Genomic DNA, 26,084 nt, shown 5'->3' with positions numbered 1-26,084 from the left:
ACTTTATAGAGACTATAGAGCCATATTTAAACGAAAAGTTCGCACCTTTTCGTAAAAGATGGGATTATAAGCACACCTTTTTTAAATTGGAAGCTCTTTTGGTTAAAAAATCTCAGCAACCAAGACACACGAACTCCTCAAGCAGCAGCCCTTACGAGCTGCCTCCTGATTTCGACCCTCATATTCCAAGTCGCGAAACGATTTTAAAGCTGTTGCGGGCTAATGATAATTCGCTGTCGGTCGTCGAGCTAGCGTCACTGAGTGATATTGATTTCCCGCTTCCTGTAGGCGCAGAGCGGCGTCTGGCGGCAATGCAGCGGGACGGGCAGGTGTCGATTGATGCGCAAGGCAATATCACTGCCAGCAACCAGTCAGAGTTCATTGCCGGACGAGTGCAAGGGCACCGTGATGGCTTCGGATTTTTAATTCGCGATGATCGCGGCCCAGACCTGTTTTTGGCCCCTCGGGAAATGCTGCGTGTTTTGCACGGCGATCGTGTGTTGGTGCGCAGCGATGGCGAATACCGTGGCAAGCCTGAAGCGGTTATCGTGGAAGTGCTTGAGCGTCATACCAATCAATTGGTTGGGCGCTTTGTGTCTGAACACGGCATATACAGCGTGGTGCCTGAAGATCAGCGTATTAAGCACGATATTCGAATTGCGCCATCGGATGTGGGGCAAGCTAAGCCCGGGCAGGTGGTGATGATTGAAATCACCAAACAGCCTGCACGTCATACCCAGCCGATGGGCAAAGTGGTCGATGTGCTGGGTGAGATTGATGATCCCGGCATGGAAATCGAAATTGCCGTACGTAAGTTCGATGTGCCTTTCGAGTTTAGTAAGGCAGCGATACGACAAGCCGAGCGTATTCCTGATCAAGTGCGTCCTTCTGAATTTAAAGGGCGAATTGATTTACGCGATGTTCCCTTTATCACCATCGACGGCGAAGATGCGCGCGATTTTGATGATGCGGTCTATTGTGAGGACATCAACGTAGGGCGTGGGCAGCGCCATCGTCCCGGCTGGCGTTTGCTGGTGGCGATTGCGGATGTGAGTCACTACGTGCGTTCTGCCGATGCGATCGATAATGATGCGCTTGAACGCGGTACCAGTGTGTACTTTCCGCGTCGCGTTATTCCGATGCTTCCCGAGTCATTGTCGAACGGAATCTGTTCGCTGAACCCCAATGAAGATCGATTGGTGTTGGTGTGCGACATGATTATTCCGGCAGATGGCGCTACAGCAGGAACAGTCACGGCTTATCAATTCTACGAGGCGGTGATTCATTCACATGCGCGTACGACATACACCGAGGTCTGGGAAGCGCTGCAACAGCCCACAGGGCCTACAGCTCAGAACATGTCAGGCGTGCTGGAGCAAGTTCAATCGGCGTATAACTTGTACCGTGAGTTGGCTCAAAAGCGCAGGGATCGTGGTGCCATTGATTTTGATACGGTAGAGACGCGCATCGTATGCAATCCGCTGGGTCGCATTGAACGCATCGAGCCGATGGTGCGTAATGATGCGCATAAGCTTATTGAAGAGTTTATGTTGGCCGCAAACACTTGCGCGGCTGATTTCATGTCGCGTCATCGCCGAAATGGCTTGTATCGTGTGCACGAAGGCCCTACACCTGAAAAACTACAAAAATTCAGAGAATATCTACGAACCTTGGGCTTAAGTTTAGATGGGGGTGAAGAGCCTTCCACAGAAGACTATGCGAAGTTAATTCAAGCGGCAAAAGGGCGTACTGACTTCGAAATTATTCAGACCATGTGTTTGCGCTCAATGCAGCAAGCCATTTACGCGCCAGAAAAAGGCGGGCACTTTGGTTTGGCCTACAAGTTGTATACGCACTTTACGTCCCCGATACGTCGCTACCCTGACTTACTTACCCATCGTGTGATTAAAAGTATTCTTCATGGTAAACGCTACCGGCCTGCTATTGAAGAAGAGCCGGGCGACGAACAGTTACCAGCCGCTAAGCGCGAATACGCGTTATGGGAACGTTTGGGGGTGATGTTGTCGGCCCGCGAACGTCGCGCAGACGATGCGTCTTACGATGTTCAGGCGTGGCTCAAATGCTATTTTGTTAAAGAGCATGTGGGTGAAGTCTTTAGTGGAAAAATCACGGGTGTAACCAACTTCGGGATTTTTATCACCTTAGATAGCTTGTACGTTGAAGGTCTGGTTCATATCTCTGAGTTAGGCTCGGATTACTTTATTTACAACGAGGCCACACACGATTTACGTGGAGAGCGTACGGGGCTACGTTATAAGTTAACGGATGCCGTGCAAGTGCAGGTGGCGCGAGTTGACCTTGAAGCCAGACGAATCGATTTCCGATTGGTAGAAGGTACCAGTTTTAAAGCCTTAACCAGCGCACCAAACCCTCAGCGTAGTGGGCGCCCGCAAAAAAAGGCGGCCTCTGCTAAGCCTAAAGAGCTTCAAGGAAGCACAGCCAGCCAGCGACGTGCTGCAGCTAAGAAAGCCGAACGCGAAAAGGCCGCAAAAGCCCGTTCCGAAGCGCGTAAAGCGAAGCATCAAAAACGCTAGTTGCGCGTACAATATGGCGTAATTCTGGGCACGGTAACGTGCCCATCCATTTTGGCTGTTATACATGCCTAGAAGTTAGCAAAGGAAAATTATGGCGCTGCAACGGTTAGCAGGGTTTCATGCGGTACGGGCGCGTATTCGGCATGCAGCCAGTTCAGTGAAAGAACTCTATATTGAAGAAGCGCGACGTGATAAGCGTATGCAGAACTTCATCGAATACGCTGAAGCTCAAGGCTTACGTATTATTTTCGTCGATAAGAAGCGCTTGGATGCGATGGCGGGTGGGGTTCGTCATCAGGGCATTGTGGCCATGGCGACAGAGGTCGAGTTGGCCATGGATGTCGACGAACTGCTTGATCTGCTTGAAGATAAAAATGAAGCACCACTATTGTTATTGTTAGATAGCGTGACTGATCCGCATAATTTGGGGGCGTGTTTACGTTCAGCCGATGCGGCCGGCTGTCATGCTGTGATCGCGCCACGCGATCGGGCGGTGGGCTTAAACGCGACGGTGCGTCGTGTGGCGTGCGGGGCCGCTGAAACGATCCCCTACATTACCGTCACGAATCTGGCTCGCACTATCCGGTCTTTGAAAGAACGCGATGTGTGGGTGGTGGGTACCGACGATCAAGCCGAACAAGATATTCACGATATTGATGCCACACGTGGCATCGCTTGGGTGATGGGAGCAGAGGGCGAAGGAATGCGACGTCTGACACGCGAAACCTGCGACGAATTGGTCTCCATTCCGATGCGTGGTTCGGTAGAAAGCTTGAACGTCAGTGTAGCAAGTGCCGTGTGTCTGTACGAAAGTTTACGTCAGCGTCGCTCCACGGCTCGCTAAACTTCCCGCGTCGCCTTTCATATCTTCATTATCAAAATGTATAAAGCAAGGCGACGCGGTGAGCTCGCCTACAGCGATAATAAAAAGCGGGAGCCCGCTCGTTAAAGGGTTGAGGTTGTAGGATGGCGGCGTCTAGGCGCCGTTTCTTTATGTGTGCTTGCTGCAATGCAAGACAGTTATTCGAGTGCAATTATGTCAAAGAATGGTTTTACGACCGAAATCCTTCATTCGGATCGTCGTACGGGGTGTGAGTTCGGAGCTGTGCATCAGCCCTTACATCCTTCCGCTGAGTATGCGTTTTCTGATGCCCGAGAGCTTGCAGCGGTGTTTCAGGGTAAGTCCGGCTTCAGCTATGCACGACAAGGCACGCCCACCACGGCCGCACTAGAAAAGAAACTAACACACATGGAGCAGGGCATAGGTAGCGTCAGCTTTTCAAGTGGTATGGCTGCGTTAACGGCTATGTTCTTTACGCTATTGAAGGCCGGCGACCATTTGATCTCTAGTAAGTATATTTTTGGCAATACCAATAGCTTGTTTGGCACGCTGCAAGGCATGGGCGTTGAAATTACCTTGGTTGATGCGACTGATATCCAAGCGGTTAAGCAGGCCAAGCGCGAGAACACCTTAATGGTCTTTACCGAGACCATCGCGAACCCCGGCACACAAATCGCAGACCTCAACGCGATAGGCGAGTGGTGTCAGCAAGAAGGCTTGCTCTATGTGGTGGATAACACGCTTTCTACGCCTTGGTTGTCGCCTGCTAAGCGATTCGGTGCCGGCTTGGTCATGAACTCGCTGTCCAAATACATTGCGGGCCATGGAAATGCGCTTGGCGGCATGGTGACGGATACGGGCTTATTCGATTGGTCTAGCTACCCTAATATTTCGCCTGCTTATCAGAGTGGGAACCCGCAAAATTGGGGCTTGGTGCAGGTAAAGAAAAAGGGTTTGCGGGACATGGGTGCTACCCTATCGTCCGATGTCGCTCACCGAGTCGCAACCGGAGCCGAAACCCTACCTCTACGTATGGCCAAGGCTTGTGATAATGCCAACAAGCTTGCGCATTATTTGATACAGCATCCCCGAGTGACAAAAGTACATTACCCTGGTCTTAACACGCATCCGCAACATCAGCGTGCGAGCGAGCTGTTTAATGGCCATTACGGCGCGCTAATGGGGGTAGAGTTGGCGGCAGAAGTGGACGTCTTCGATTTTTTAAATAAGCTGAAAGTATTGGTGCTTTCTACGCACTTAGGCGATACACGTAGTTTGACCTTGCCGGTTGCGCACACCATTTATTACGAAATGGGTGCAGAGCAACGTGCGCTAATGGGTATTAGCGATAACTTGCTAAGAATATCAGTGGGAATTGAAGAGTATGCTGATTTAGAAGGCGATTTTGCTCAGGCATTGAGCAAATAAGTACCAGCTGTTCACCTTTTAGCATATTTCGTAGCAGGCGTTAAGCCTATAAATGAAAATTATCCTTAAGCTGTTTAAAAATGTTAAAACATCAGTAAATACGCGGGTTACAGCGTATTATTTGCTTGACACTGACTCTAATCATAGGCTTAATACGGCTTAGCTTGCTACGAGTCTAAGGCGATGGATACTTGACCATGGCACCCTGTCGTGTAGGGTGTGTGGTGACATCGTTGCTAAATTTTTATGGAAAGTGGGTTCGAATTTTTTGAACCCAATAAAACAAACATCAGGGGTATTCCTTAAATGAACAAAACCGAGCTTATCGACTTTATTTCTAACAAGGCGGACCTGTCTAAAGCGGACGCTGGCCGTGCGCTAGATGCGTTCATTGACGCCGTAACCACTACGCTAAAAGAAAAAGACACGGTAACGTTGGTTGGCTTCGGCACTTTTGCAGTGTCCGAGCGTGCAGCCCGTACTGGTCGCAACCCGCGTACAGGTGAAACTATCGAAATTCAGGAAGCTATTGTTCCTAAGTTCCGCCCAGGAAAAGCGCTAAAAGACGCTGTTAACTAAGCTGGATTGAAAAAGGCTTGTAATTATTTCAAACTGGCCATATAATTCTTTTTCTGGTTTGGAGCACAACAAATGGTTAATGGGTGCTTAGCTCAGCTGGTAGAGCGGCGCCCTTACAAGGCGTAGGTCGGGGGTTCGATCCCCTCAGCACCCACCATTATCTCGTTGTAATTAGAGCTTAGCCAATAGTGCTAGGCTCTTTTTTAATCCCACACCACAGTAACTGAATAAATGGGTGCTTAGCTCAGCTGGTAGAGCGGCGCCCTTACAAGGCGTAGGTCGGGGGTTCGATCCCCTCAGCACCCACCATTTGTTTGGTTTATAAAATAAGAGTTTAGCGTTTAGGCTAAGCTCTTTTTTTTCGTCTAAATTCGGTGGTTGTGCGCATAACAAACCAAAGCCTTTATTTGGCAATGCATGTAAAGCGTTGTTTTTAAGCGGCTTTAATCGATCTCAGCGACAAAGGGTTATTACTATTGCTATTGGCATTGGTTTTTTTATTGTTCAATGCATAGTTAACGGTTCAAGCTGATTTGTTCTGTCTCTGTTCTTCGCGAAGCTTTGTTACACAAGGCTAATGGCCATCGTATCTTTGATTAAAGGTTAAAGCGCTAAGTCTAGACTTCTTGCCATGAAGCAAATCTGTGGAGTGATTCCACTATATTTCATTTTATATACCCCCTATCACAAATATTTGTAGCGCTTGGCGTGGTTGTTCTTTGTGATAATCTTTTTCATGTGTAATGCGTTACAACATTTGGGTATTAATAACTAAGACATTATCCAAATCGTGGCCACTACCTATATTAAGTAGCAGTCAATAATGCTGCTCATTAAGACAAGTCATAACAATTAAGGGTTAAGGGGATACTCATAATGAAAAAAATAGAAGTTCGTAAATTTAAAAAAACAGCCGTTACGGCGGCACTAGCCGGTGCAGTGTTGGTGGCTATGCCTGCATTTGCTGACAGTTCCGTTAGTATTTACGGTACAGCTGACGTTTGGGCGGGTGGCTCTAAGCCTATTGGTGCTGAAAGCTCCGGTACGACAGGTTCTGGCGGTATGCAAACGTCTTACTTTGGTTTGCGTGGTAGCGAAGACTTAGGCAATAACTTAAGAGCAGTTTTTGCGCTTGAATCCTACATGCGCCTGAACACCGGCTCAATGGGGCGTTTTAACGGCGACACCTTCTTCGCACGAAGTGCTTACGTTGGTTTAGATAGCGATAACTATGGTCGTTTGGTAGCAGGTCGTACAACGACGCCTTACTTTATTTCCACTATCTTGTTTAACCCATTAGGTGGATCATTCACATTCTCGCCATCGGTATTCCATACCTACGCGAATAACGGTCAGGCGGGAGCGCAACTTATCGGTGACTCCGGATGGAGCAACTCGGTACTTTATAGCTCACCGAAGTTTGGTGGTTTAAGTTTTAATTTGCAGTATGCGCGGGGTTCTGCTGACAGATCACTGGGCGTTGAAGAGAAAGAAAATGGCGCTCAAAAAGTGGGTGGAAACGTTTTGTACTTTAGCGGCCCATTCAGTGCAACGCTTGCTGTACAGCGCGTTAACTTCAATTCTAACGCGGGTGACATAAGTGATGGCTCTGCAACGTCGTTGTCTAGCCAGCGCGCTATTTTAGCGGGTGCGGCTTACGACTTTTCATCGTTTAAGGTGTATGGTCAGTACCAGAACATCCACAATACGCGCGAGTTTGGCTCTAACGTGAAGCTAAATGGCGGTCAGGTGGGTGTGCGCGTGCCTACAGGGCAAGCCGGTGCTGTTTTGGCTTCCTACGCTCACACTAAAACGAGCGGCGCTGAAAGAGACCGTCGCAATACCTGGGCATTGGCTTACGAGCATAATTTGTCCAAACGTACCCAGCTTTACACAGCCTACTTCAGAGACTCCGTCAGCAGTCGCGGTCATGGTAACAACGTAGGTGTGGGTATTAAGCACGACTTCTAAAGACGTTTTATGGCTAGATCCTAATAAAAAAGTTGATTAGTTGGTAAGAAATTAAGGCCTGAGCTCGGTATGGCACCGTGCTCAGGCCTTTTTTATTCGTTAGGACCAATAAGGTTGATGCGTGGTAGCTATAAACAATTAACCAATAATTGGTTAGCTTCATGTTTAAGCCTTGTTAAACTTAAACGTTGCATGTTTTCGCGTGAGCGCGAGTGAACGGAACGCCAATGCTTGCACTAGCTTTGGCGTTTTTGTTTGGCATGATTATCACGAGTTATAGCAGTACATCAGGTACTAGCAGCTTCGCTTGCTTGCTCCATCACTGTCGTACGGGGTTTGTGTTGGCGTTATAGCGTTACTATCTAACTTAAACAGCATAAAATGCGTTAATAGAATATGGCCGTGTCTGGAGAGTATTGAATGAGTATTGAAGTAAAAAATCTAGTGAAGCGCTTTGGTAATTTCACCGCTTTGGAAAACGTGACACTTGATTTCCCTCCAGGCGAGTTAGTGGCGTTATTGGGCCCATCAGGCTGCGGTAAAACCACGCTATTGCGCATTGTCGCTGGGCTTGAAACGGCTGATGAAGGGCACGTCCTTATTAACGGTAATGATGTGGCCTCTGTGGGTACACGAGAGCGCCAAGTTGGTTTTGTGTTTCAGCACTATGCGTTATTTCGCCACATGACGGTATTTGATAACGTGGCTTTTGGTTTACGAGTTAAGCCTAAACGCGAGCGTTACGCAGAAGCTGAAATTAAACGCCGTGTTCAAGAGCTACTCGAATTAGTGCAATTGGATTGGTTGGGCGATCGTTATCCCGCTGCCTTATCAGGGGGGCAACGCCAACGTATTGCCTTAGCCCGAGCACTGGCGGTAGAACCAAGCGTGTTATTGCTTGACGAGCCTTTTGGTGCGTTGGATGCCAAGGTACGAAAAGAGCTTCGTAGTTGGCTGCGACGTTTACACGATGAGTTAAACATCAGCACCTTATTTGTTACGCATGACCAGGAAGAAGCCATTGAGGTCGCAGACCGAATTGTGGTGTTGAACAAAGGGCGTGTAGAACAAGAGGGTAGGCCGCAAGATGTCTACGATTTACCGGCTTCACCCTTTGTTTACGAGTTTCTCGGCGCGGCTAACCGTTTACCTGGTCGACTAAGCAGTACCCGCTTCGTTGCAGACCCCAGTTTAGGCGACTTCTCAAGTCCACTTAATGGAAGTGTTATCGGTGAAGGTACGGGTGAGGCGGTGGGTTTTGTTCGTCCACATGATTTGCGTCTTATTGAAGGTAAGCATCCTGATGGCGTCGTTGTTGCGATCGAGCGTGTGGTGCCTTTAGGTGGTTTAGTGCGGGTTGAGCTTAGCCTCCCGAATGGCGATCCGTCCTGGGAAGCCGAGTTCGACCAGATGACGTGGTCGAATCTAAATTTAGCGTTGGGGGCCACTGCGACAGCGATTCCGCGCAAGTTTAAAGCCTTTCCTATTTAACGCTTCTTTTCTTATTGAGAATGGTTAGCATTACTGTTATCATGCGCTATTAGCTTGCGGTTCTTCGTCCGTCAGAGCAAATCGCCTACCTTGATAATCGTAATTATGCAGCAACCACCTACCAACTATTCAGATCGGCCCCGCTGGTTTTTGAAGGCAACGGGCCTGACGATTGCTTTAAGTTTGCATGCTGGCGTATTTGCTGCTTTAGTGCTTCAGAACGAACCCAAACTTGTGGGTGAACCTTCCTTAGAGGAAGTCGTTGGGGTCAGTTTGGTTGAAATGCCAGAGCTAGAGCTGGGTGAGCCCGAACTGGCAGAAGCCGATATCGAACCCGAGCCTGAGCCTATTATTGAGCCAGAACCAGAACCAGAACCAGAACCCGAGCCCGAACCCGAACCGATTATCGAGCCTGAACCTGAACCTATTGTTGAGCCGGAACCCGATCCAGAGCCCGAACCTGAACCTGAGCCGATTGTTGAGGATCCGGTTATCCCAGAGCCGGTGGTAGAGCCTAAGCCCAAACCAAAGCCTAAGCCTAAGCCTAAGCCAGAGCCGAAACCTCAGCCTAAGCCCGAGCCCAAACCCACTCCGAAAAAAGAGGCTGCTCAGCCTTCCACACCGAATACGTCGGAAATGAAGCCGGATACTGTGGGGGCTCCCAAAATGGCGAAAGCGATCGACCCTAGTAAGCCTCGCGTTATTGGGCAGGTTAACTATCTAGGGCGTCCTCCCCAGCCTATTTATCCTCGAGCTTCTGAGCGACGTAGAGAGCAGGGTAGAGTCATTGTGCGTGTACTGATTTCTACCGAGGGTAGGGTATTAGAAACAACGGTGCGCTCGTCTTCGGGACACAGTCGCCTTGATGAGGCCGCGCTCAGTGCTGTACGCAAAGCCAGATTTAAACCATATACGGAAAACGGTGTTGCATATCGCGCACTGGCTGACATTCCATTCGATTTCGTTTTATAGGATGTTTCAATGATGCAGGACCTATTACAAAGCGCGTTTTTTGGGCTAGCACAAGTTAGTGCAAGCACTGCTGAAGCGCAAGCTCTCATGGATGCTGCGCCTAACGTGCCAGTGATGACGCAAGAAGCTGCTTCCACGGGCATGATGCACTTTATTGGACAAAGTGATTGGGTGGGAAAAAGCTTGTTTGTGGTTCTGGCTTTAATGTCCTTGGCAAGTTGGTATCTTATTTTTGTGAAAACGTTTTTATCGTACCGATTGAAACGTAAATCCAAGAAATTTTTACGCGAGTTTTGGGCAGCCAGCTCCTTAGAGCAGGTTGAGAATGAAATTTCCACGCATGGTGCAACCGAGCCTTTTGCTCATTTAGCCAGTCATGCCATTCATGCACGAGGGCATCATGCGAAGTACGGAGCCTTAAAGCTAGAAGAAAAGGGTTCCACGGAGTCTTTCGTGATGCGTATTATGCGCAAGGTGATTGATGAAGAGACCGCTCGACTAGAGAACGGCCTTACTTTGCTTGCCTCGGTGGGTTCTACCGCTCCGTTTGTGGGGCTGTTCGGAACGGTATGGGGTATTTATCACGCGCTTATTAACATTGGCTTGTCGGAAGAGGTGGCACTTAACCAGATCGCCGGTCCGGTGGGTGAAGCGTTAATTATGACGGGTCTGGGCTTGGCGGTAGCGATTCCTGCTGTACTGGCTTACAACGCTTTTGTTCGGACTAATCGTGTTTACTTATCTCAGCTTGATGCTTTTGCGCATGATTTGTTTACATTCCTAACCACAGGTCAGCAAGTGTCAGATGCTAAAGGTTATCTTCCACGCAACACGCCAACCGTTGAGCCTTCCTTTGGCGTGGCTGGACAACCCGTTGGAGGAGAGTAATGTCGTTTGGAACATTTGATAATCGGAACTCAACCACCACCATGTCTGAAATCAACATGGTGCCTCTGATCGATGTGATGTTGGTGCTGTTGGTTATCTTTTTAATTACGGCCCCGCTGTTAACGCACAGTATCAAGGTGCAGTTGCCACAGGCCACAGCGCAGCCTGTAGAGAACGAGCAGAAGACCTTAGATTTAGCCGTGACGATTGATGGTCAGCTGTACTTGAACAACGAGCTGGTTGCCTTAGAAGACCTTTCTCAGGTGTTGTCACCGTATGCGAGTGAAACACCACAGCCCGAGATTCGCATCCGAGCCGATCAAGATACCCGTTACGAGTTGTTGGCTCAAGTAATGAGCCAAGCCAAAGCGTCGGGCATGGCGAGGTTGGGTTTTGTAACTCGTCCTGATAGCAAGGCGCAAGGGGAGCCCTCCGCGCCCCAGTCCAGCCCAGCCACTGCTGCGCCTTAAATAGTCACACTAATTCGGCAGTAAACGTACACCCCAATGCATGGTTCGCGACTGTGCATTGGGGTGTTTTACTTTTTAGACGGTATTATGTCGATTTACGCGCTGCGATCGGCGTTGAAAAGTGTCGGATTAGAATGAGACTATGCGATTATTATTAATAGAAGATGACCCAAGTTTAGGGCCGGCTCTGCAGGAGTTTTTGTCGAATCAGGGCTATTCGGTTGATTTGCTTCAGCATGGCGGTGAGGTCGAGGCAGCGGTAGAGTCGGTCAGCTACGATTTGTTATTGCTGGATTTGAATCTGCCTGTCAGGGGTGGGCTAGAAGTGTTGAAAGCGTTGCGTAAATCTGGCTTTCAGGTACCCGTGCTTATCTTAACGGCGCGTGATGAGCTAGAGGATCGTGTGGCGGGTTTAGATGCAGGCGCTGATGACTACGTGATTAAACCTTTCGAATTAGCGGAGCTTGCTGCCAGAGTGCGTGCTTTTGCCCGTCGCCGAGTAGGGCATGCTACGTCTAGTTTAGAAGTCGGGCCATTGGTGTTTGATATGGTGGGGCGCGAGGTGCGCGTAAACGACGAGCGCATTAGCTTATCGGTTCGTGAGCTATCCGTTTTGGAAATGCTGATGGGCAGGGCAGGAAAGGTGGTGACCAAACAGCAAATCGTGGGCTCGCTTTCCGCTAAGGATGCCGATTTTAGTGAGAATGCGGTTGAGGTCTATGTGTATCGATTACGAAAGCGTCTGGAAGGAACGGTGGTCAGTATACAAACGGTACGTGGCTTCGGGTATGTGTTGGACGTGGACACGCAGTCATGAGCAGGCCACCCTCCACCCAGTTATCTGAGGCCACGTCTACAGCGCATGGGGTAGGGCGATTAACACAGTATTGGCAGCGCGGTAGCCTAGCCCTACATTTAGTCGTGCGTTTGATGCCGCCTATCGCTTTACTGGTGGCGTTGGATTTAACGGTCACGTGGGTACTAACACGTAAGATGAGCATCGAAGAGTGGGTGCTGCGTGATATTTTTTGGACGATGGTCTTAACCCAAATTACCTTGGTGGCCTTGTTTGCGTGGGTGTTGGTACGAGGCCTACGAAGTGGGCTCGCGTCCATTCACGATCTTAGCGAGCAAATTAACGAACGTGAGGTTGATGAGCTTCAAGCATTAGATCCCAGTGGTTTGCCTACCGAGTTATTGCCTTTAACCACACATTTTAATGATTTGCTGCTGCGCCTTGATGACACCTTGCAAGCCCAGAAGCGCTTCATTGGGCATGCGGCTCATCAGTTTCGTACGCCGTTAAGTAGCTTGCGTCTTGAGTCCGAGCTGATGCTCGCACAAGAACTTTCTGACGATACGCGTGCGCGAGCAGAGCGCATTAAGTTGATTTCTGACCGTATGATCCGCTTAGGCGAGCAATTGCTTGTGCTGGCTCGAGCCGACGCCTCAGTTAGTCCTAGTGATAGTTTTGTGCGTTTGGATTTGTGCGAATGGACGCGTAGTGTGGGCGCAGAATGGATACCTGCTGCACGTGCCCAAGCCGTGTCGTTGCAGTTAATTGCGCCGGAATCGCCGGTATGGATTGATGCGAATCCGGTATTGCTTCAAGAGTTATTGGCCAATTTGATTGATAACGCCTTACGTTACGGTGCACAAGGCAAGGTCATTACCTTAGGTATTACAAATAACCCACCATCAGTAGCCATCGAAGACGAAGGAGTCGGTATTAGTATTGATGATTCGACTCGTGTGTTTGACGCGTTTTACCGCTCGTCTGATACTCAGCAATCGGTGAATTCAGGTTCGGGTTTAGGGCTAGCTATCGTTCATGAAATTGCGCGAGTGCATGGTGCGTGGATCACGCTAAAGAGTCGTCCTGAAGTGAATGGGACGCGTATTAGTGTGGTCTTTCCAGGGCCTCGCATTGGCACCCATTTAAAACGACAACGCAGCACGTAAAAGCGCTGCGTTGTCGAAATACATTATTGATGAACCGTTAGCGAAGGCTATTCGTTGTCGTCCTCTGTCTCGCTTTCATCTTCAATGTATTCAAGCTTGTTTACGCGTACGTAGACGATACGACGTTCAGTCACTTCGATAATTTCAAAGCGCAGGCCTTCGCTTTCCACCACATCGCCTTCTTTAGGTAACGCATCGAGGCTCTCTAAAAGAAAGCTTGCAACCGAATTGAAGTTGCGCACGATGGCTAAGTGGCTTGGTAACGCAAGTTCCTGAGCGAGATGAAACAGATCGGTGCTGCCTTCTACAATCCATTCGTTCTCGTCGACGTGACGTACCGCCGGCAGTTCGTCTTCATCTGGGAACTCGCCAGCAATAGCTTCCAATATATCAATGGGTGTGAGTAACCCTTCTATTGCGCCGTATTCGTCTGCCACCAATACAAACTGCCCCTTAGATTGTTTCAAGGTTTGAATCACCAGTAAAACGTCGGTGTGTTCGTGCACAACAATCGGTGCACGTAGCCCCGGCCAATTGGCAATGGATTCGTCGGGTACCAGATCAGCAAGTAAGTCTTTGCTTTTTGCGACGCCGATAATTTGGTCAATTTCGCCATTACAGACGGGCAGAAAGCTATGGGGTGTTTCGCGTAAAAGCTGTCGAATGTCGTCGGTGCTGTCTTGCGAGTTGACCCAGGTGATTTCATTTCGTGGTGTCATGAGCGAATGGATGGGGCGTTGGCTAAGGTTTAGCACACCGCTGACCATGTTTCGCTCTTCGGTACGAAAGGCGTCTTGTTGCTCTATTTGTTCGGCATCGTTCGCATTGATGTCAGTGTCTGAGTCTTCAGCGATTTTCGTTCCCAGCATACGCATGACAGCATCAGCCGTGCGGTCGCGCATGGGGATGCGCGCTTGACTGCGCTGTACACTGCGGCGAGCCAGCTGATTGAAAAACTCGATTAGTATCGAAAAACCAATGGCTGCATACAGATAGCCTTTAGGAATTTTGAAACCCAGACCTTCTGCTGTCAGTGTCAAACCAATCATGAGCAAGAAGCTTAGGCACAGCACCACGACAGTGGGGTGGGCGTTAACAAAACGCGTCAGTGGTTTTGAAGCCCAAATCATCAGTCCAATCGAAATGATGACGGCGGCCATCATTACAGGAAGCTGCTCAACCATACCCACAGCCGTAATAACGGCGTCTAAGGAAAACACAGCATCGAGCACGACGATTTGCGTAACGACAACGCCAAAACTAGCGTAAACCTTGCTTTGGGTAACTTGTGGCTCAGGCCCTTCCAGACGCGAGTGCAGTTCACTGGTGGCTTTAAAGAGTAAGAACAGGCCCCCTGCTAACAGGATCAGGTCTCTGCCAGCAAAGACAAAGGGCCCCACATTGAATAGCGGGTTCGTCAGCGTGACTAGCCATGATATGGCCGTTAGTAGCCCAAGGCGCATAATCAGTGCTAAAGACAAGCCAATCAAGCGGGCCCTATCGCGTTGGTGAGGCGGTAGTTTCTCGGCCAGAATGGCGATAAATATTAAATTGTCTATTCCTAAAACAATTTCTAGCACTACCAAAGTCAATAATCCAGCCCAAATGCTGGGGTCGGCAAGCCATTCCATTTTATCGAGTCGTCCGTGTGCGAGAAAAAGTTACGCTGCTGCGTAGAGCAGGCGCTAAGAGCCAAAGCGGGTTGGCGAGGTGAGAGGTGTACCGGTCAGAGTAGAGACGACCGTTGCAGAGAGAGTGGGAAATCCGAGCTAAAAGCGAAGGGGTAGTAGCCGTGTGGGAAACAGGGCGTGCTATGACGATGAAACGTCTCATGAGAACATAAAAGAGTTTAAAACGATTCCAGTATAGCGGTTTATTGAGAAAATATATGCATTCGTACTCATCACCGTCTTAAAAAAGTGATGAGTACGTAAAAGTCCTAATTTCTTAAGGGCGACTTAGATCGCGTAAAGCGGGGTCGGCAGTTTTAGGAACAATGATGGTGGGCTCTGGGTAATAGGTTTCACCCGGAATGGTGATGGTGGTTTGTCTCAATACGCCCCCCCCTTCTACGGAACCGAATATTTGAGTTTCGTGTTCGTTACGCATTTGGGCCTCGCAGTCTTCGCGAAGATTCGCGGGCAAGGCAGCGCAGCGCTGAGTGCGATTTTGATCGAAGTTAGCACCGCTGGTCGTTAGCGCATTTTTGCGCGATTCGCTGAGTGCTGCACCGGCTTCACGTTGGCAGGTAGCGCGACTTTCTCCAGTTAATGTCTGGCAGTGCTGTAACTGCTGCTGGTAACTGTTCGAAGTGGGTTGGGCTGTCGTTTGTGCAAAAGACACAGTGCTGGCTAAGGCAAAAACGCTGGCTGCAGCAAGCTTGGTTAGCGAGGGCGTGAGCTGAGTAAGCATAAAACGAACTCCTTCAAAAATTAATCGCGTGAATTCAAATGTGATGAGTCGAGTATAAACGTGAGAGGTGTAATGATAAGTAAGGGTGTATTGCCACACTTGCCAAGCGTGACGATGGCGCGCTTGGTAACGGGTTTATCTCGGGTTTAATGGATGCTCTGTTCTACCCGGTTTGCCATCGTCACGAATCTCGCTTGTACCACCTGTTTTATAAGGTAGTTCCATGTAACCCGGCTCGTCGGGCGCGTAATCGGCAAGACGCTGATTTAGTTCGCGTTTAATGGCTGCGCGCATTAAGAAGATAGCCGTAACGGGTGTGGCAATGACCAATAACACAGTAATGAATAGCGGATGCAAGAAAGGCCGGCTAGTTAGCGATGAGAACAAAATCACCATAGCCATCAGCATGCAAAATACCCCGAAGGTATTGCCTAAGGTGGGTGCATGAATTCGACTATAAAAGTGCTTAAGGCGTATCAGTCCTAGTGCACCCGTTACGGTAATAATGCCGCTCAGTATCATGAGTAAGCTGGCTGGAATGGAAATCCATAATGGTAGTTCGCTCATGGTTCGATTACCTCACCACGTAACAAGAATTTAGCCATGGCTGCAGAGCCTACAAAGCCAAATAGCGCAATTAAAAGACCCATATCAAAATACAAGCGCGAATCAAAACGGATACCGAGTGCCAGCAAAATTAATAAGCCACACACATACATGGTGTCCAGCGCAAGGACGCGGTCAACGGCCGTCGGGCCGGTAAGAAGACGGTAGGTACTGATAAGAACCCCGACGATGAAACACGCCAAGGCAAAGGTGCTAGACCAGTAAATTAAGCCATTCATTCAAAAATCTCGATGAGTGGAAGTTGATAACGTTTTTGGATCGTATCTAGCCACTCTTGCTCGTCTTTTAGATCCAATACATGCAAGGTGAGAAGGTTGGTGTTTTCGTTGTAACCCGACCACACGGTTCCTGGTGTGTAGCTGACAATACACGCTAGAGCGGCCAGGCCATGCGGGTCGGTGATTGTGAGTGGAATGTCGAGAAATCCGGGCGTGGCACCAGAGTTGTCGCCTTTCCAGACAATTTCACCGACGGCGACGTTTGATTTAATAATATCCCACCCAACCTTACCGGTAAGTATTAGCGCCGTTAGCGGTTTCTTTGCGGCAGCGCGTAGTGGCCTGAAAGGCATAGCCGCAATGGTTAAGAGCACGCCTAAGCTTAGCCCCAGCGCGATGCTCCCAATGGAAAGTGTGTTATTGAGCAGTAGCCATAGGCCCAGTAAAAAAACGGGCAAATACAGAAACGTTAATTTATTTTTCATGGTGTATGACTCTCACCCATGTTAACAACACGTACGGCGTCTTTGAATAAGACAGCATTGACGTAAGAATCAGGTTCGTCCAGATAACGAGCGGTATCTTCTAAGTAGGTTGTAATGGGGCCTGCGCGAACCGCTAAAACGATACAAGCGGTGATCAGCCCAGCAACGGGCAGCGCTTCGCTAAGGCGTAAGCGCGGCACACTGATATCACTGAAAGCCCAGAACAAACGAATTCCAGTTCTGGATAACGCGACGATACCAATGAAGCTTGAGATCAATACGCAAGCGGTAAATATCCATGCATTGGTGGAGGAGGCGGACACGGCGTGCGAGGTTTGTAGCGCAGCGGATAGCATCGACACTTTAGCGACAAAGCTGGACAGGGGGGGTAAGCCTATGATTAGCAGCGCACACGCGATGAAGCTCATGCCTAAAAATACCATCGCTGCTGGAATGGCGATGCCTACGACGGAGTCACTGTGCTCGTCATTGTCAGGGTCGTCTAACTCGAAGGCTTCTTGGCTTGCCGCTAGGAAATCAGAGGCGAAGCTTTGCGCCCGACCAATCATTTCTAGCAACATAAAGAAGGCGCCCAACGCTAAAACCGAGCTGAGCATGTAAAACAGGGCGGGGCCGGTCAAAATGACACCAGGCATGCCTAGTGCGGCTAACAGGGTACCCGAAGACAGTATGATGCAATAACTGGCCATGCGTTGTGTTTGATGGGCGGCTAGCATTCCGATAGAGCCGAAAATCAATGTCGCGATACCGGCAGGAAACATCCAAGCTCCGCCAAAGGCGGCTGGCGCGCCCGAGGGCTCTAATAACGAGCCGATTCGCAACAGGGCGTAGATCCCCACTTTGGTCATGATGGAGAACATGCCGGCCACGGGTGGGCTGGCGTTCGCATAGCCATCGACTAGCCAATAGTTAAGAGGCCAAGCTGCCGCTTTAATTAAAAAGGCCACACCGAGTACGGCTGCTGCCCCTTCAAATAATAAGCGATCAGGCCCAGAGAGAGCTCCGGCTTGCGTTGCTAGGTGCGCCATGTTCAGTGTGCCCGTAACGCCATAAATAAGAGCGATAGCAATGAGCAATAAGAATGACGAGATGAGGTTGACGGCAATATAGTGCAAGCTAGCGTTAACTCGTGCTCGACCTGATCCATGCAACATCAAGCCATACGATGCCGCTAGCATGACTTCGAAGAAAACAAACAGATTGAACAGATCGCCGGTTAGGAACGCGCCGTTCAGGCCCATCAGTAATAGCTGGAATAAGGAATGAAAGTGAACGCCGACTCGATCCCATCGGGCACAAGCGTAAACCCAGGTGGCAATGGCCAGAATATTGGCAAGCACCAACATAATGGCAGAGAGACGATCCACTACGATCACGATACCGAACGGAGCAGGCCAGTCGCCCAGTAGATAGACGCCCACGCCGTCGGGCCATAGGCTGTCAATGCTTCCATCAGCTAAGCCCAGTAGGCGGGTAGCCACGATGAATTGCAAGGTGAACGAAATAATGCCTAGGGCAATTTTGACCTTACGACTCGTTTCTCGTAATAGCAGCATCAATCCCGCGGTAAGAAGCGGAATCAGTACGGGCAGAATAGGTAGGTGGTGTTGCAGGCTATTCACGACTCGTGCTCCTCTCTACCATCCACGTGGTCGGTGTCACTTAGGCCGCGATTAGCCAGTAACACAACGAGGAATAGAGCGGTTGTTGCAAAACCAATCACAATGGCCGTAAGGACTAAAGCCTGTGGTAAGGGATCAGCATAGTTACTGGCGTCCCCACCTAAGGCTGTTTGTATGACCGGTGGTGCACCCAGTGTGATGCGTCCCATGCTAAAAATAAACAAATTAACGGCATACGACACCAAGGACAAGCCCATGATGACTTGGAAAGTACGAGGGCGTAGTAGTAGCCAGATGCCTGATCCTGAAAGCACACCAATGGCAAGAGATAAAACGATTTCCATTATGAATCACTCGAATTGTTTTTTTGCGGTGCAGAGGGTAGCTTGCGATAGAAACGCAGCGACTGGTGAGCTAGAGCGATCAACATCAAAATGGTTGATCCAATGACTAGCATGTACACACCGATGTCGAAAATGAGTGCGCTTGAGGTGTGTATATCGCCAATTATCGGAAGGTGGAAATCCCAACTTTGTGCAGACAAAAAGGGCTTTCCATACCACCACACCAGCATTGCCGCAGCACCCGCCGTTAGCATACCTAGTGAAATCCACGTTTGCGGTTGTATCAATGGACGAGACTCAACCCAAACGATGCCGCCGACCATGTATTGCAGAATAATGGCCGTGGCCATGATTAGGCCCCCGACGAAACCACCACCGGGCAGATTGTGTCCACGTAACAGGAAATACACGGAGATCAATGCAGCCGTGGGCAACAACAGACGCACAAGTACGGCAGGAAGCTTCATGATGCCTTCGGGCAGCAGTTGATCGGGATCAGGCTCTTCAAAGACCGTATTAGCGTGATCGCTTTGATTTTGGCGACGTGCTAATGGCGTACGTATGGTTTCCACGGGTGGGCGGAAGCGACGTAGCAGCGCGTAAACACTGATGGCAACAATCCCCAATACCGTAATTTCACCAAAGGTATCAAAGCCTCGGAAGTCGACCAAAATCACGTTAACGACGTTCGAGCCTCCACCCAGAGGCAGTGCTTGTTCAACTAAGAAGGGCGACACGCCTTCGGGGTGGGGGCGGGTAAGTACGCTAAATGCTAAGGCAGACAGGCCTGCACCGCCTAATACCGCAATAATGATATCGCGGGTACGACGACTGATGGCCTTGGCGTGGGCTTTGCCTGAACTTGAAGCGGTAGGTAGACGAGCAGGTAACCAACGCAAGCCCAGCAAAATTAACACTAGGGTTACGACCTCTACGGCCAGTTGCGTTAAGGCTAAGTCGGGCGCGGAGAGCCAAGCATAGGTTAGCGAGGTAATTAAACCCGCGCCGCCGGCAAGCAATAATGCCGCAGGACGATGGTATTTTGCTTGATACGCGACACCCACGGCGCAGGCCGCCCCAGCTAGCCACATGAGAGCGAATAGTGGGTCTAAGGGAGTGAACTCGCTAGGTGCTAACCATGTTCCGCGCATCAGCGGTAGTGCAGCCACCGTGATGGTTGCGATTAAAATGAGCAGCACTTGACGTTGTAATCGCGGTGAATACGTTTTGCCGATTAGCACGTCAGCTAAGGACTCTATACGTTTAATGATCCCTTCGAAAATGCGCTGCCCATCTAAACGATAAAGAATGGGGGCACGATCAGAGCGACCTTGACGATAGTTATTCAGTACGAAGATCAGTAATACCCCACCCAGTAAAGCCAGAATGCTCATGGTTAGCGGTAAGTTGAAACCGTGCCAAATGTGCAGGCTGTATTCAGGCATCTGCGGGCCTAATATAGAAAAGGCGGCAGCATGTAAGAAAGGGGCGACAGTGTACTGAGGAATGACGCCTACGATTAGGCAGCTTAGTACCAAAATCATGCTTGGAATTAGCATGCGTAGTGGTGGTTCGTGAGGTTTTTTCGGTAAATTGGTTGTGGGGGGGCCAAAGAAGACTTGGGCAACAAAACGCAGCGAATAAGCGACGCTGAATGCCGTAGCAATGACAGCAATTAACGGGATGATGCTGTCGAACAGACTGCCATCCGAGGCTTGCAGGGTCTCAGCGAAGAACATCTCTTTTGATAAGAAACCATTAAGCAGAGGAACCCCAGCCATTGCTGCGGCCGCAACACAGGCTAACGTTGCCGTAATTGGCATGGCATGTCTTAAGCCCGATAAGCGATTCAGGTTTCGGGTGCCGGTTTCGTGATCCACAATACCTGCGGCCATGAACAACGAGGCTTTGAACGTTGCGTGGTTCATGATATGAAAGATTGCTGCGACCAACGCCATCTGGCTGTTCATACCTAGCAGCATGGTGATAAGGCCTAGGTGACTAATCGTTGAATAGGCTAAAACACCTTTCATATCACGTTGGAAAGTCGCCAGATATGCGGCTAAAACCAAGGAGATCAGTCCAGACCCACCGATGATCCATGTCCATTCTGGCGTACCAGACATGACAGGCCAAAAGCGCACCAATAAAAACACACCAGCTTTCACCATGGTGGCTGAGTGTAGATAAGCGGAGACCGGTGTGGGTGCCGCCATCGCACGGGGCAACCAAATGTGAAAGGGGAACTGAGCGCTTTTCGTCAACGCACCTAGGGCAAACAGCAGCAAAAGAATGGGGTACCAAGGGTGATTTCGAATTAAATCACCCGATTGTAAAATCTCACCTAAATCGTAGGTGTTGGTAACTTGTCCCATCATTAGCACGCCGGCTAATAAACACAGCCCACCACCACCTGTGATAATTAGCGACATTCTGGCCCCACGGCGAGCATCGCGTCGGTGGTACCAGTAGGCAATCAGCATGAAGGAAGACAGGCTGGTCAATTCCCAGAATACGACAAGCTGAATGATATTGCCTGAAATGACAACACCCAGCATAGCACCCATGAAAATTTGCAGAAAAGCGTAGAAGCGGCGCGAGGGGTCCTTGGCGGATAAGTAGTAATGGGCATACAGAGCAATAAGTGCGCCCATTGCACTAATAATCATACTGAATAGCCAAGCGAAGCCGTCTAGGCGCAACTTGAAATCAATGCCGTGTGCGGGTATCCATTGGGCTGATATTTCAATAATTTCCCCGCGCGCAATGGCAGGGAAATACTGAAGCGTTAAAAAGGCGCAACTCAGTGCCACTAGACCGGCTAAGGGGGCTTGAAGTTTTCGAGAGTCGGCAGGAAGCAGGGAGGAAAGCAGACCACCAATAAAGGGCAGCGCTAAGATCACGAGCAAGTACATCTGGCTCCGAAGATTCTAGTTGGTTGAGGGGTGGGGTTGAAATAGTTAGTGTTAATAATACGATATTTCCTGATAAATTCAGCATAATATCGGCTATTTTTTTTAAAAAGCTTTTAAAGTGCATTGATTCAGGTCAATAAAAGAGACTCACTAAAGGCTCACAATAGATGAAGCGCCCATGGGTGGGCGAGTAATAGTGTTGTTGTGACGGAGTCTCTAATGAGTCGTGAAACCTTGGCGTCCACGTTTGACGCTTCTCAATCAGGGGGCGCAATGGCCCGTTTGCCAGTGTCCGAGACCTTAATACGTCGCTTTAATCGTTCTGGACCCCGTTACACTTCTTACCCCACTGCTGATCGTTTTATCGACGACTTTTCGCAAGATCACTATATAGCGCAGTTACAACGACGACATAATGCGGTTGAGCTTCGTCCTTTGTCTTTGTACTTCCACCTGCCGTTCTGTGAGTCGCTCTGCTATTTTTGTGCTTGTAATAAGATTATTACGCAGGACCGGAGTCGCTCAGGCCACTATCTTGATTATCTCATTCGTGAAATCAAAATGGTGTCTGCTTATCTAGGGCCTGAACGATTGACGGGACAGCTACACCTTGGGGGTGGAACGCCCACGTTTCTAAGCCAGCTTGAACTAGAAACATTGATGCAGACGGTGCGAGAGCATTTTGTTTTTTCTGATGATGCTGAAATTAGCGTAGAGATTGATCCTCGTACAGTAAGCGCGGAGACGCTAAGCCATTTGGCAAAAATAGGCTTTAATCGCACCAGCTTCGGGGTGCAGGACTTTGATCCCCAAGTTCAACAGGCGATTCATCGAATCCAGCCTTTGGAAATGGTTAGCAGCGCCATTGCCACAAGTCGTAGCGTTGGTTTCGAGTCTGTGAATACTGATTTGATTTACGGGTTACCGAAGCAGAGCGTAGACAGCTTTAGCCATACTCTTGATACTCTAATTTCGCTGCGACCTGATCGTATTGCGCTTTATAACTATGCGCATTTACCTCAGCGCTTTAAAGCCCAACGCTTAATTAATGAAGTCGATTTACCGGACGCTGAAACCCGATTACAGATTTTCTTAATGTCCACCGAACGCCTTTTAGATGCAGGCTACATTTATATTGGTTTGGATCATTTCGCTTTGCCCGATGACGAGCTCAGTTTGGCTAGGATGGACCAGAGCCTACATCGAAACTTTCAGGGTTACACCACTCGTGCTGACAGTGATCTTATTGGTTTTGGTGTTTCCGCAATAGGCAAAGTAGCGGGAACGCATGTGCAAAACGTGCGTTCGCTGAAAGCGTATTTTGAGTTAATTGATCAGCAGATATTGCCTACCAGTCGAGGCTACAACATGAACGCAGATGATGCGTTACGTGCCGACATTATCATGGCTTTAATGTGCGCGATGCCGGTGCAAATTCAGTCTTTAAGCGATACCTATGACATCGACTTTGAAGCGTACTTCGCCACAGAGCTTACAGAGTTAGGCGCTTTTGTGGAGGCCGGTTTGGTGGAGATCACGACGGAGGCGATACGCATTACCGAGTCAGGGCGTTTATTTGTACGAGCGATTAGTATGGTTTTTGACCGTTTCTTACAAAAGCGCACCGAGGCCACGTACTCGCGTTTGATCTAAAACAAAGTTTTAGCTTTTATTTTTATTGTCGAAGGGTTTCTTTGATTTGGGTTAACTGTGTTGGTTGTTTTGTTAGGCATAGTTAGACGCATATGTCGTATTCAAATCAAGTAAAAGGAAGCCCAGTGGTAGAAACCGTACTGAAGCCGTTCACAATACGAGGGAAAAAACTCTTGCCTATCGTGCAAGGGGGTATGGGCGTTGGGGTCTCTGCCCATCGATTGGCAGGCAGCGTCGCTGCATTAGGTGCTCTGGGAACGATATCGAGCGTGGATTTGCGTAGGCATCACCCTGATCTGATGCAGCGTACCCACAAAACCAAAGATATAGACCTCATTAATGTTGCCAATCTTGAGGCGTTAGATCGAGAAATCCAGCAAGCCAAGCGAGTTTCTCAGGGCAAAGGTGCGGTAGCCGTCAATATCATGCGAGCCGTTTCGCAGTATGCAGAGTACGTGAAGCAATCATGTGAAAGTGGCGCCGATGCGATTGTAGTGGGTGCTGGCTTACCGCTTGATCTGCCTGAGTTGACCGTTGACCATCCTGATGTCGCGTTGATCCCTATTTTGTCTGACGCGCGAGGGATACAGTTGGTGTTACGCAAATGGATGCGAAAAAATCGTTTGCCTGACGCGATTGTTATTGAGAATCCTAAGTTTGCCGCCGGTCATCTTGGACTACCTAATACAGACGCCATGGATAATCCGAATTACACATTCGAGGTGGCGATTCAAGGCACTCTTGAGGTGTTTAAGAACTTGGGGCTTGAGGGTGAAAATATCCCCCTCATTGCGGCAGGCGGAATTCATTCACCTGATCAACTAAAGGCGTTGTTAGCGCTGGGTGCGAGTGCTGTACAAATGGGTTCGGCTTTTGCGGTTACCCAAGAGTGCGATGCCCACCCTAACTTTAAACGTGTTCTAGCCCAAGCAAAAGCGGAAGACACCGTTACGTTCATGAGCGTGGCAGGCTTACCCGCTCGGGCGGTGTTGACACCTTGGTTAGCATCTTATTTGCATAAGCAGCAACGGTTGCAAGATGTCGCGCAACCTCGTGCATGCAGTGAGGGTTTTGACTGTTTAGCGCATTGTGGTTTGCGAGACGGCGTGGCAAAAAGCGGTCAGTTTTGCATCGATCGTCAATTGGCCTATGCGCTTGAGGGCGACGTAGAGCGGGGTCTGTTCTTCCGCGGCACCGAGCCTTTGCCTTTTGGGGAAACGATTCGCTCAGTGCGCGAGCTGATGGAGTATATGCTGAATGGGGTAAGGCCGCTTATTGCCTCCGTCAATCATGCTGTGTCGTCTGTCGCCTCTCAACCGAGTTTGACGTAAACCGCGTTTAGCGGCGTAGACAAGCGACAGCGATGTTACTCGCGCATATAACGGATCTGTAGCGCTTAACGTGCGATCCGTATTGGACAGGCCGTTTTCCTTATCCTATTATGTTCGCTCTCAATTGTCAGCGAATAAGGATAGTAGTGTCTAAAAATATGCCGGTGGCTCGTTTGCCTAAGCCGAATGGTGCTCAATTACTCAAGACGTTGGTAGGTAGCACGGTCGGAATTGCGTTAATTGCATGGATGAGTGCAGTAACAGGATACGAACTACTAATGGCAGCTTTTGGTGCTACGTGTGTATTGCTTTTCGCCATTCCTGATGCGCCTTTGGCGCAACCACGCAATGTGATTGGCGGGCATTTACTGGCGACGTTGGTTGGACTGATTTTCTTTCAGTTGAATTGGGATAGCCACTTTGCCATGGGCTTAGCAGTGGGGCTGTCAATCGTATTAATGATGGCAACGCAAACCTTACACCCTCCGGCTGGCGGAAATCCAATTGTGGTTCTGCTAAGTATGAATATGGGTTGGTCTTATTTAGTGTTTCCCGTCTTGCTGGGCGCTGTGGTATTGGTGCTATTTGCCATGTTAATTAATAATATCGGTAGGCCTGTACGCTGGCCGCGCTATTGGTGGTAGGCACTGCTATTTGCTTGGCTTTGCGCCTAGGCCATTAAGACGACCATAGAGTTGTTTGGCGTGCTTATCGTCGACTTTTAACTCAGGCTCGTCAAAGGTGCCTTGCGCACTATCGTTGATTTTGTGCACTAAATTTTTCCATGTGTAATCCACATCGGGTTCGGGTGCGATCTGAGTTTGTTGCTGCAAAAGGGGCGCCTCGTGTTGCTCTGGCGAATATTGAGCAAGGTCGAAACTACCCACCATAATCCCCATATCTCGTAATACGCTAAAAGCTTGAATTGGGCTTTTAAACTGTCTGGGTTGTCGCCCGCGGGCGGTTACCAGAATGGCCGTTTGAGCGCTACGTGTATGAATTAGTATAAAAAACCCATTCCCTTGGCCTTTAAGCACAACACTGGCAACGCCTCCTGCTTGGGTCGCGGCACGAAGCTGCTGCAGGGTATAGGATTGAAGCTCTGACGAGGGATTAAAAAGACTCATGCCTGTGTGAACGCTAAAGGGCCGCAGCACCTAAAAATCAGAATACGCAAAAAATAAGGGCACATTATGCCGCTTAACCTACGTTAACGCATCTATTATGTGCCGAGAACCTGTCCAAGGCTGTATGTATGCGTGCAGGGACTATATAATAGACTATTGTCTTTTTACTGCG

Annotated in this window: 23 protein-coding genes and 2 tRNA genes; 16 read left to right on the top strand and 9 right to left on the bottom strand. The window is 49.3% G+C overall.

Going from position 1 to position 26,084, the window contains the following annotated elements:
• Positions 1-98: 98 nt before the first annotated feature.
• The 13 genes from rnr to AC2UZI_RS09320 all read left to right on the top strand — a co-directional run bounded on the left by rnr (position 99) and on the right by AC2UZI_RS09320 (position 13,157).
• On the top strand, positions 99-2,555 hold the full coding sequence (gene rnr / locus AC2UZI_RS09380) for a ribonuclease R (protein ID WP_486943537.1): 2,457 nt from the start codon (positions 99-101) through the stop codon (positions 2,553-2,555).
• A 91-nt stretch (positions 2,556-2,646) separates the two neighbouring features.
• Positions 2,647-3,399 (top strand): 23S rRNA (guanosine(2251)-2'-O)-methyltransferase RlmB, encoded by a 753-nt coding sequence (rlmB, locus tag AC2UZI_RS09375; protein ID WP_486943536.1) that lies wholly within the window; start codon positions 2,647-2,649, stop codon positions 3,397-3,399.
• A 192-nt stretch (positions 3,400-3,591) separates the two neighbouring features.
• Entirely contained in the window at positions 3,592-4,824 is a 1,233-nt protein-coding gene (locus AC2UZI_RS09370) for a cystathionine gamma-synthase family protein (RefSeq protein ID WP_486943535.1), read from the top strand.
• Between the two features lie 306 nt (positions 4,825-5,130).
• The gene (locus tag AC2UZI_RS09365; RefSeq protein WP_238664154.1) at positions 5,131-5,403 is read left to right on the top strand and encodes an HU family DNA-binding protein; all 273 of its coding nucleotides are present in this window, start codon (positions 5,131-5,133) and stop codon (positions 5,401-5,403) included.
• An 81-nt stretch (positions 5,404-5,484) separates the two neighbouring features.
• A tRNA-Val gene (locus AC2UZI_RS09360) sits at positions 5,485-5,560 on the top strand.
• A gap of 76 nt (positions 5,561-5,636) precedes the next feature.
• Positions 5,637-5,712, top strand: a tRNA-Val gene (locus AC2UZI_RS09355).
• Between the two features lie 567 nt (positions 5,713-6,279).
• A complete protein-coding gene (locus AC2UZI_RS09350; protein WP_486943534.1) occupies positions 6,280-7,374 on the top strand; it encodes a porin in 1,095 nt (364 codons plus the stop codon).
• Positions 7,375-7,794: 420 nt separating this feature from the next.
• Positions 7,795-8,865 carry a sulfate/molybdate ABC transporter ATP-binding protein gene (locus AC2UZI_RS09345; protein ID WP_486943533.1) on the top strand — a complete coding sequence of 357 codons (1,071 nt, stop codon included), beginning with the start codon at positions 7,795-7,797 and terminating at the stop codon, positions 8,863-8,865.
• 105 nt (positions 8,866-8,970) lie between these two features.
• Complete coding sequence (locus AC2UZI_RS09340; RefSeq protein ID WP_486943532.1) at positions 8,971-9,837, top strand: energy transducer TonB; 867 nt, start codon at positions 8,971-8,973, stop codon at positions 9,835-9,837.
• Positions 9,838-9,849: 12 nt separating this feature from the next.
• On the top strand, positions 9,850-10,725 hold the full coding sequence (locus AC2UZI_RS09335; RefSeq protein WP_486943750.1) for a MotA/TolQ/ExbB proton channel family protein: 876 nt from the start codon (positions 9,850-9,852) through the stop codon (positions 10,723-10,725).
• Positions 10,725-11,195: an ExbD/TolR family protein gene (locus tag AC2UZI_RS09330; RefSeq protein WP_486943531.1), complete on the top strand. Its 471-nt coding sequence runs from the start codon at positions 10,725-10,727 to the stop codon at positions 11,193-11,195. Before AC2UZI_RS09335 ends, AC2UZI_RS09330 begins: the two co-directional genes overlap by 1 nt.
• Positions 11,196-11,337: 142 nt before the next feature.
• On the top strand, positions 11,338-12,012 hold the full coding sequence (locus AC2UZI_RS09325; RefSeq protein WP_486943530.1) for a response regulator: 675 nt from the start codon (positions 11,338-11,340) through the stop codon (positions 12,010-12,012).
• A 113-nt stretch (positions 12,013-12,125) separates the two neighbouring features.
• Entirely contained in the window at positions 12,126-13,157 is a 1,032-nt protein-coding gene (locus AC2UZI_RS09320; protein ID WP_486943749.1) for a sensor histidine kinase, read from the top strand.
• Positions 13,158-13,204: 47 nt separating this feature from the next.
• On the opposite strand, the gene AC2UZI_RS09315 is transcribed toward AC2UZI_RS09320, so the two are convergent.
• The 8 genes from AC2UZI_RS09315 to AC2UZI_RS09280 form a co-directional block, all read right to left on the bottom strand.
• Complete coding sequence (locus tag AC2UZI_RS09315; RefSeq protein WP_486943529.1) at positions 13,205-14,788, bottom strand: TerC family protein; 1,584 nt, start codon at positions 14,786-14,788, stop codon at positions 13,205-13,207.
• Positions 14,789-15,104: 316 nt separating this feature from the next.
• A complete protein-coding gene (locus AC2UZI_RS09310) occupies positions 15,105-15,569 on the bottom strand; it encodes a hypothetical protein (RefSeq protein ID WP_486943528.1) in 465 nt (154 codons plus the stop codon).
• 135 nt (positions 15,570-15,704) lie between these two features.
• Entirely contained in the window at positions 15,705-16,136 is a 432-nt protein-coding gene (gene mnhG, locus AC2UZI_RS09305) for a monovalent cation/H(+) antiporter subunit G (protein ID WP_486943527.1), read from the bottom strand.
• On the bottom strand, positions 16,133-16,414 hold the full coding sequence (locus tag AC2UZI_RS09300) for a K+/H+ antiporter subunit F (protein ID WP_486943526.1): 282 nt from the start codon (positions 16,412-16,414) through the stop codon (positions 16,133-16,135). The genes mnhG and AC2UZI_RS09300 overlap by 4 nt, the downstream gene beginning before the upstream one ends.
• The gene (locus AC2UZI_RS09295; protein ID WP_486943525.1) at positions 16,411-16,899 is read right to left on the bottom strand and encodes a Na+/H+ antiporter subunit E; all 489 of its coding nucleotides are present in this window, start codon (positions 16,897-16,899) and stop codon (positions 16,411-16,413) included. The genes AC2UZI_RS09300 and AC2UZI_RS09295 overlap by 4 nt, the downstream gene beginning before the upstream one ends.
• Positions 16,896-18,542: a monovalent cation/H+ antiporter subunit D gene (locus AC2UZI_RS09290; RefSeq protein ID WP_486943524.1), complete on the bottom strand. Its 1,647-nt coding sequence runs from the start codon at positions 18,540-18,542 to the stop codon at positions 16,896-16,898. The genes AC2UZI_RS09295 and AC2UZI_RS09290 overlap by 4 nt, the downstream gene beginning before the upstream one ends.
• The gene (locus AC2UZI_RS09285; RefSeq protein WP_486943523.1) at positions 18,539-18,886 is read right to left on the bottom strand and encodes a Na+/H+ antiporter subunit C; all 348 of its coding nucleotides are present in this window, start codon (positions 18,884-18,886) and stop codon (positions 18,539-18,541) included. Before AC2UZI_RS09285 ends, AC2UZI_RS09290 begins: the two co-directional genes overlap by 4 nt.
• Positions 18,886-21,801 (bottom strand): monovalent cation/H+ antiporter subunit A, encoded by a 2,916-nt coding sequence (locus tag AC2UZI_RS09280; RefSeq protein ID WP_486943522.1) that lies wholly within the window; start codon positions 21,799-21,801, stop codon positions 18,886-18,888. The genes AC2UZI_RS09285 and AC2UZI_RS09280 overlap by 1 nt, the downstream gene beginning before the upstream one ends.
• A gap of 219 nt (positions 21,802-22,020) precedes the next feature.
• Here AC2UZI_RS09280 and hemN point away from each other — a divergent pair, with 219 nt between their 5' ends.
• The 3 genes from hemN to AC2UZI_RS09265 all read left to right on the top strand — a co-directional run bounded on the left by hemN (position 22,021) and on the right by AC2UZI_RS09265 (position 25,429).
• The gene (gene hemN / locus AC2UZI_RS09275; protein WP_486943521.1) at positions 22,021-23,454 is read left to right on the top strand and encodes an oxygen-independent coproporphyrinogen III oxidase; all 1,434 of its coding nucleotides are present in this window, start codon (positions 22,021-22,023) and stop codon (positions 23,452-23,454) included.
• 92 nt (positions 23,455-23,546) lie between these two features.
• A complete protein-coding gene (locus tag AC2UZI_RS09270; protein WP_486943520.1) occupies positions 23,547-24,785 on the top strand; it encodes an NAD(P)H-dependent flavin oxidoreductase in 1,239 nt (412 codons plus the stop codon).
• Between the two features lie 146 nt (positions 24,786-24,931).
• The gene (locus AC2UZI_RS09265) at positions 24,932-25,429 is read left to right on the top strand and encodes an HPP family protein (RefSeq protein ID WP_486943519.1); all 498 of its coding nucleotides are present in this window, start codon (positions 24,932-24,934) and stop codon (positions 25,427-25,429) included.
• Between the two features lie 6 nt (positions 25,430-25,435).
• Here the strand turns inward: AC2UZI_RS09265 and AC2UZI_RS09260 are convergent, their stop codons facing one another.
• Positions 25,436-25,912 (bottom strand): hypothetical protein, encoded by a 477-nt coding sequence (locus AC2UZI_RS09260; protein WP_486943518.1) that lies wholly within the window; start codon positions 25,910-25,912, stop codon positions 25,436-25,438.
• Positions 25,913-26,084: the final 172 nt, after the last annotated feature.

It is taken from the genome of Paenalcaligenes sp. DL 463 (assembly GCF_057475185.1).
This window is presented reverse-complemented; position numbering and strand designations above follow the sequence as displayed.

Bases quoted from the DNA above. Each gene is read 5' to 3' on its own strand.
- AC2UZI_RS09270 (WP_486943520.1), top strand. From the start codon at position 23,547: ATGTCGTATTCAAATCAAGTAAAAGGAAGCCCAGTGGTAGAAACCGTA.
- AC2UZI_RS09370 (WP_486943535.1), top strand. From the start codon at position 3,592: ATGTCAAAGAATGGTTTTACGACCGAAATCCTTCATTCGGATCGTCGT.
- AC2UZI_RS09335 (WP_486943750.1), top strand. From the start codon at position 9,850: ATGCAGGACCTATTACAAAGCGCGTTTTTTGGGCTAGCACAAGTTAGT.
- AC2UZI_RS09320 (WP_486943749.1), top strand. From the start codon at position 12,126: ATGCCGCCTATCGCTTTACTGGTGGCGTTGGATTTAACGGTCACGTGG.
- AC2UZI_RS09260 (WP_486943518.1), bottom strand. From the start codon at position 25,912: ATGAGTCTTTTTAATCCCTCGTCAGAGCTTCAATCCTATACCCTGCAG.
- AC2UZI_RS09315 (WP_486943529.1), bottom strand. From the start codon at position 14,788: ATGGAATGGCTTGCCGACCCCAGCATTTGGGCTGGATTATTGACTTTG.
- AC2UZI_RS09340 (WP_486943532.1), top strand. From the start codon at position 8,971: ATGCAGCAACCACCTACCAACTATTCAGATCGGCCCCGCTGGTTTTTG.
- AC2UZI_RS09350 (WP_486943534.1), top strand. From the start codon at position 6,280: ATGAAAAAAATAGAAGTTCGTAAATTTAAAAAAACAGCCGTTACGGCG.
- AC2UZI_RS09280 (WP_486943522.1), bottom strand. From the start codon at position 21,801: ATGTACTTGCTCGTGATCTTAGCGCTGCCCTTTATTGGTGGTCTGCTT.
- hemN (WP_486943521.1), top strand. From the start codon at position 22,021: ATGAGTCGTGAAACCTTGGCGTCCACGTTTGACGCTTCTCAATCAGGG.
- mnhG (WP_486943527.1), bottom strand. From the start codon at position 16,136: ATGAGCGAACTACCATTATGGATTTCCATTCCAGCCAGCTTACTCATG.
- AC2UZI_RS09325 (WP_486943530.1), top strand. From the start codon at position 11,338: ATGCGATTATTATTAATAGAAGATGACCCAAGTTTAGGGCCGGCTCTG.
- AC2UZI_RS09295 (WP_486943525.1), bottom strand. From the start codon at position 16,899: ATGAAAAATAAATTAACGTTTCTGTATTTGCCCGTTTTTTTACTGGGC.
- AC2UZI_RS09365 (WP_238664154.1), top strand. From the start codon at position 5,131: ATGAACAAAACCGAGCTTATCGACTTTATTTCTAACAAGGCGGACCTG.
- AC2UZI_RS09300 (WP_486943526.1), bottom strand. From the start codon at position 16,414: ATGAATGGCTTAATTTACTGGTCTAGCACCTTTGCCTTGGCGTGTTTC.
- AC2UZI_RS09345 (WP_486943533.1), top strand. From the start codon at position 7,795: ATGAGTATTGAAGTAAAAAATCTAGTGAAGCGCTTTGGTAATTTCACC.
- AC2UZI_RS09310 (WP_486943528.1), bottom strand. From the start codon at position 15,569: ATGCTTACTCAGCTCACGCCCTCGCTAACCAAGCTTGCTGCAGCCAGC.
- AC2UZI_RS09285 (WP_486943523.1), bottom strand. From the start codon at position 18,886: ATGGAAATCGTTTTATCTCTTGCCATTGGTGTGCTTTCAGGATCAGGC.
- rlmB (WP_486943536.1), top strand. From the start codon at position 2,647: ATGGCGCTGCAACGGTTAGCAGGGTTTCATGCGGTACGGGCGCGTATT.
- AC2UZI_RS09330 (WP_486943531.1), top strand. From the start codon at position 10,725: ATGTCGTTTGGAACATTTGATAATCGGAACTCAACCACCACCATGTCT.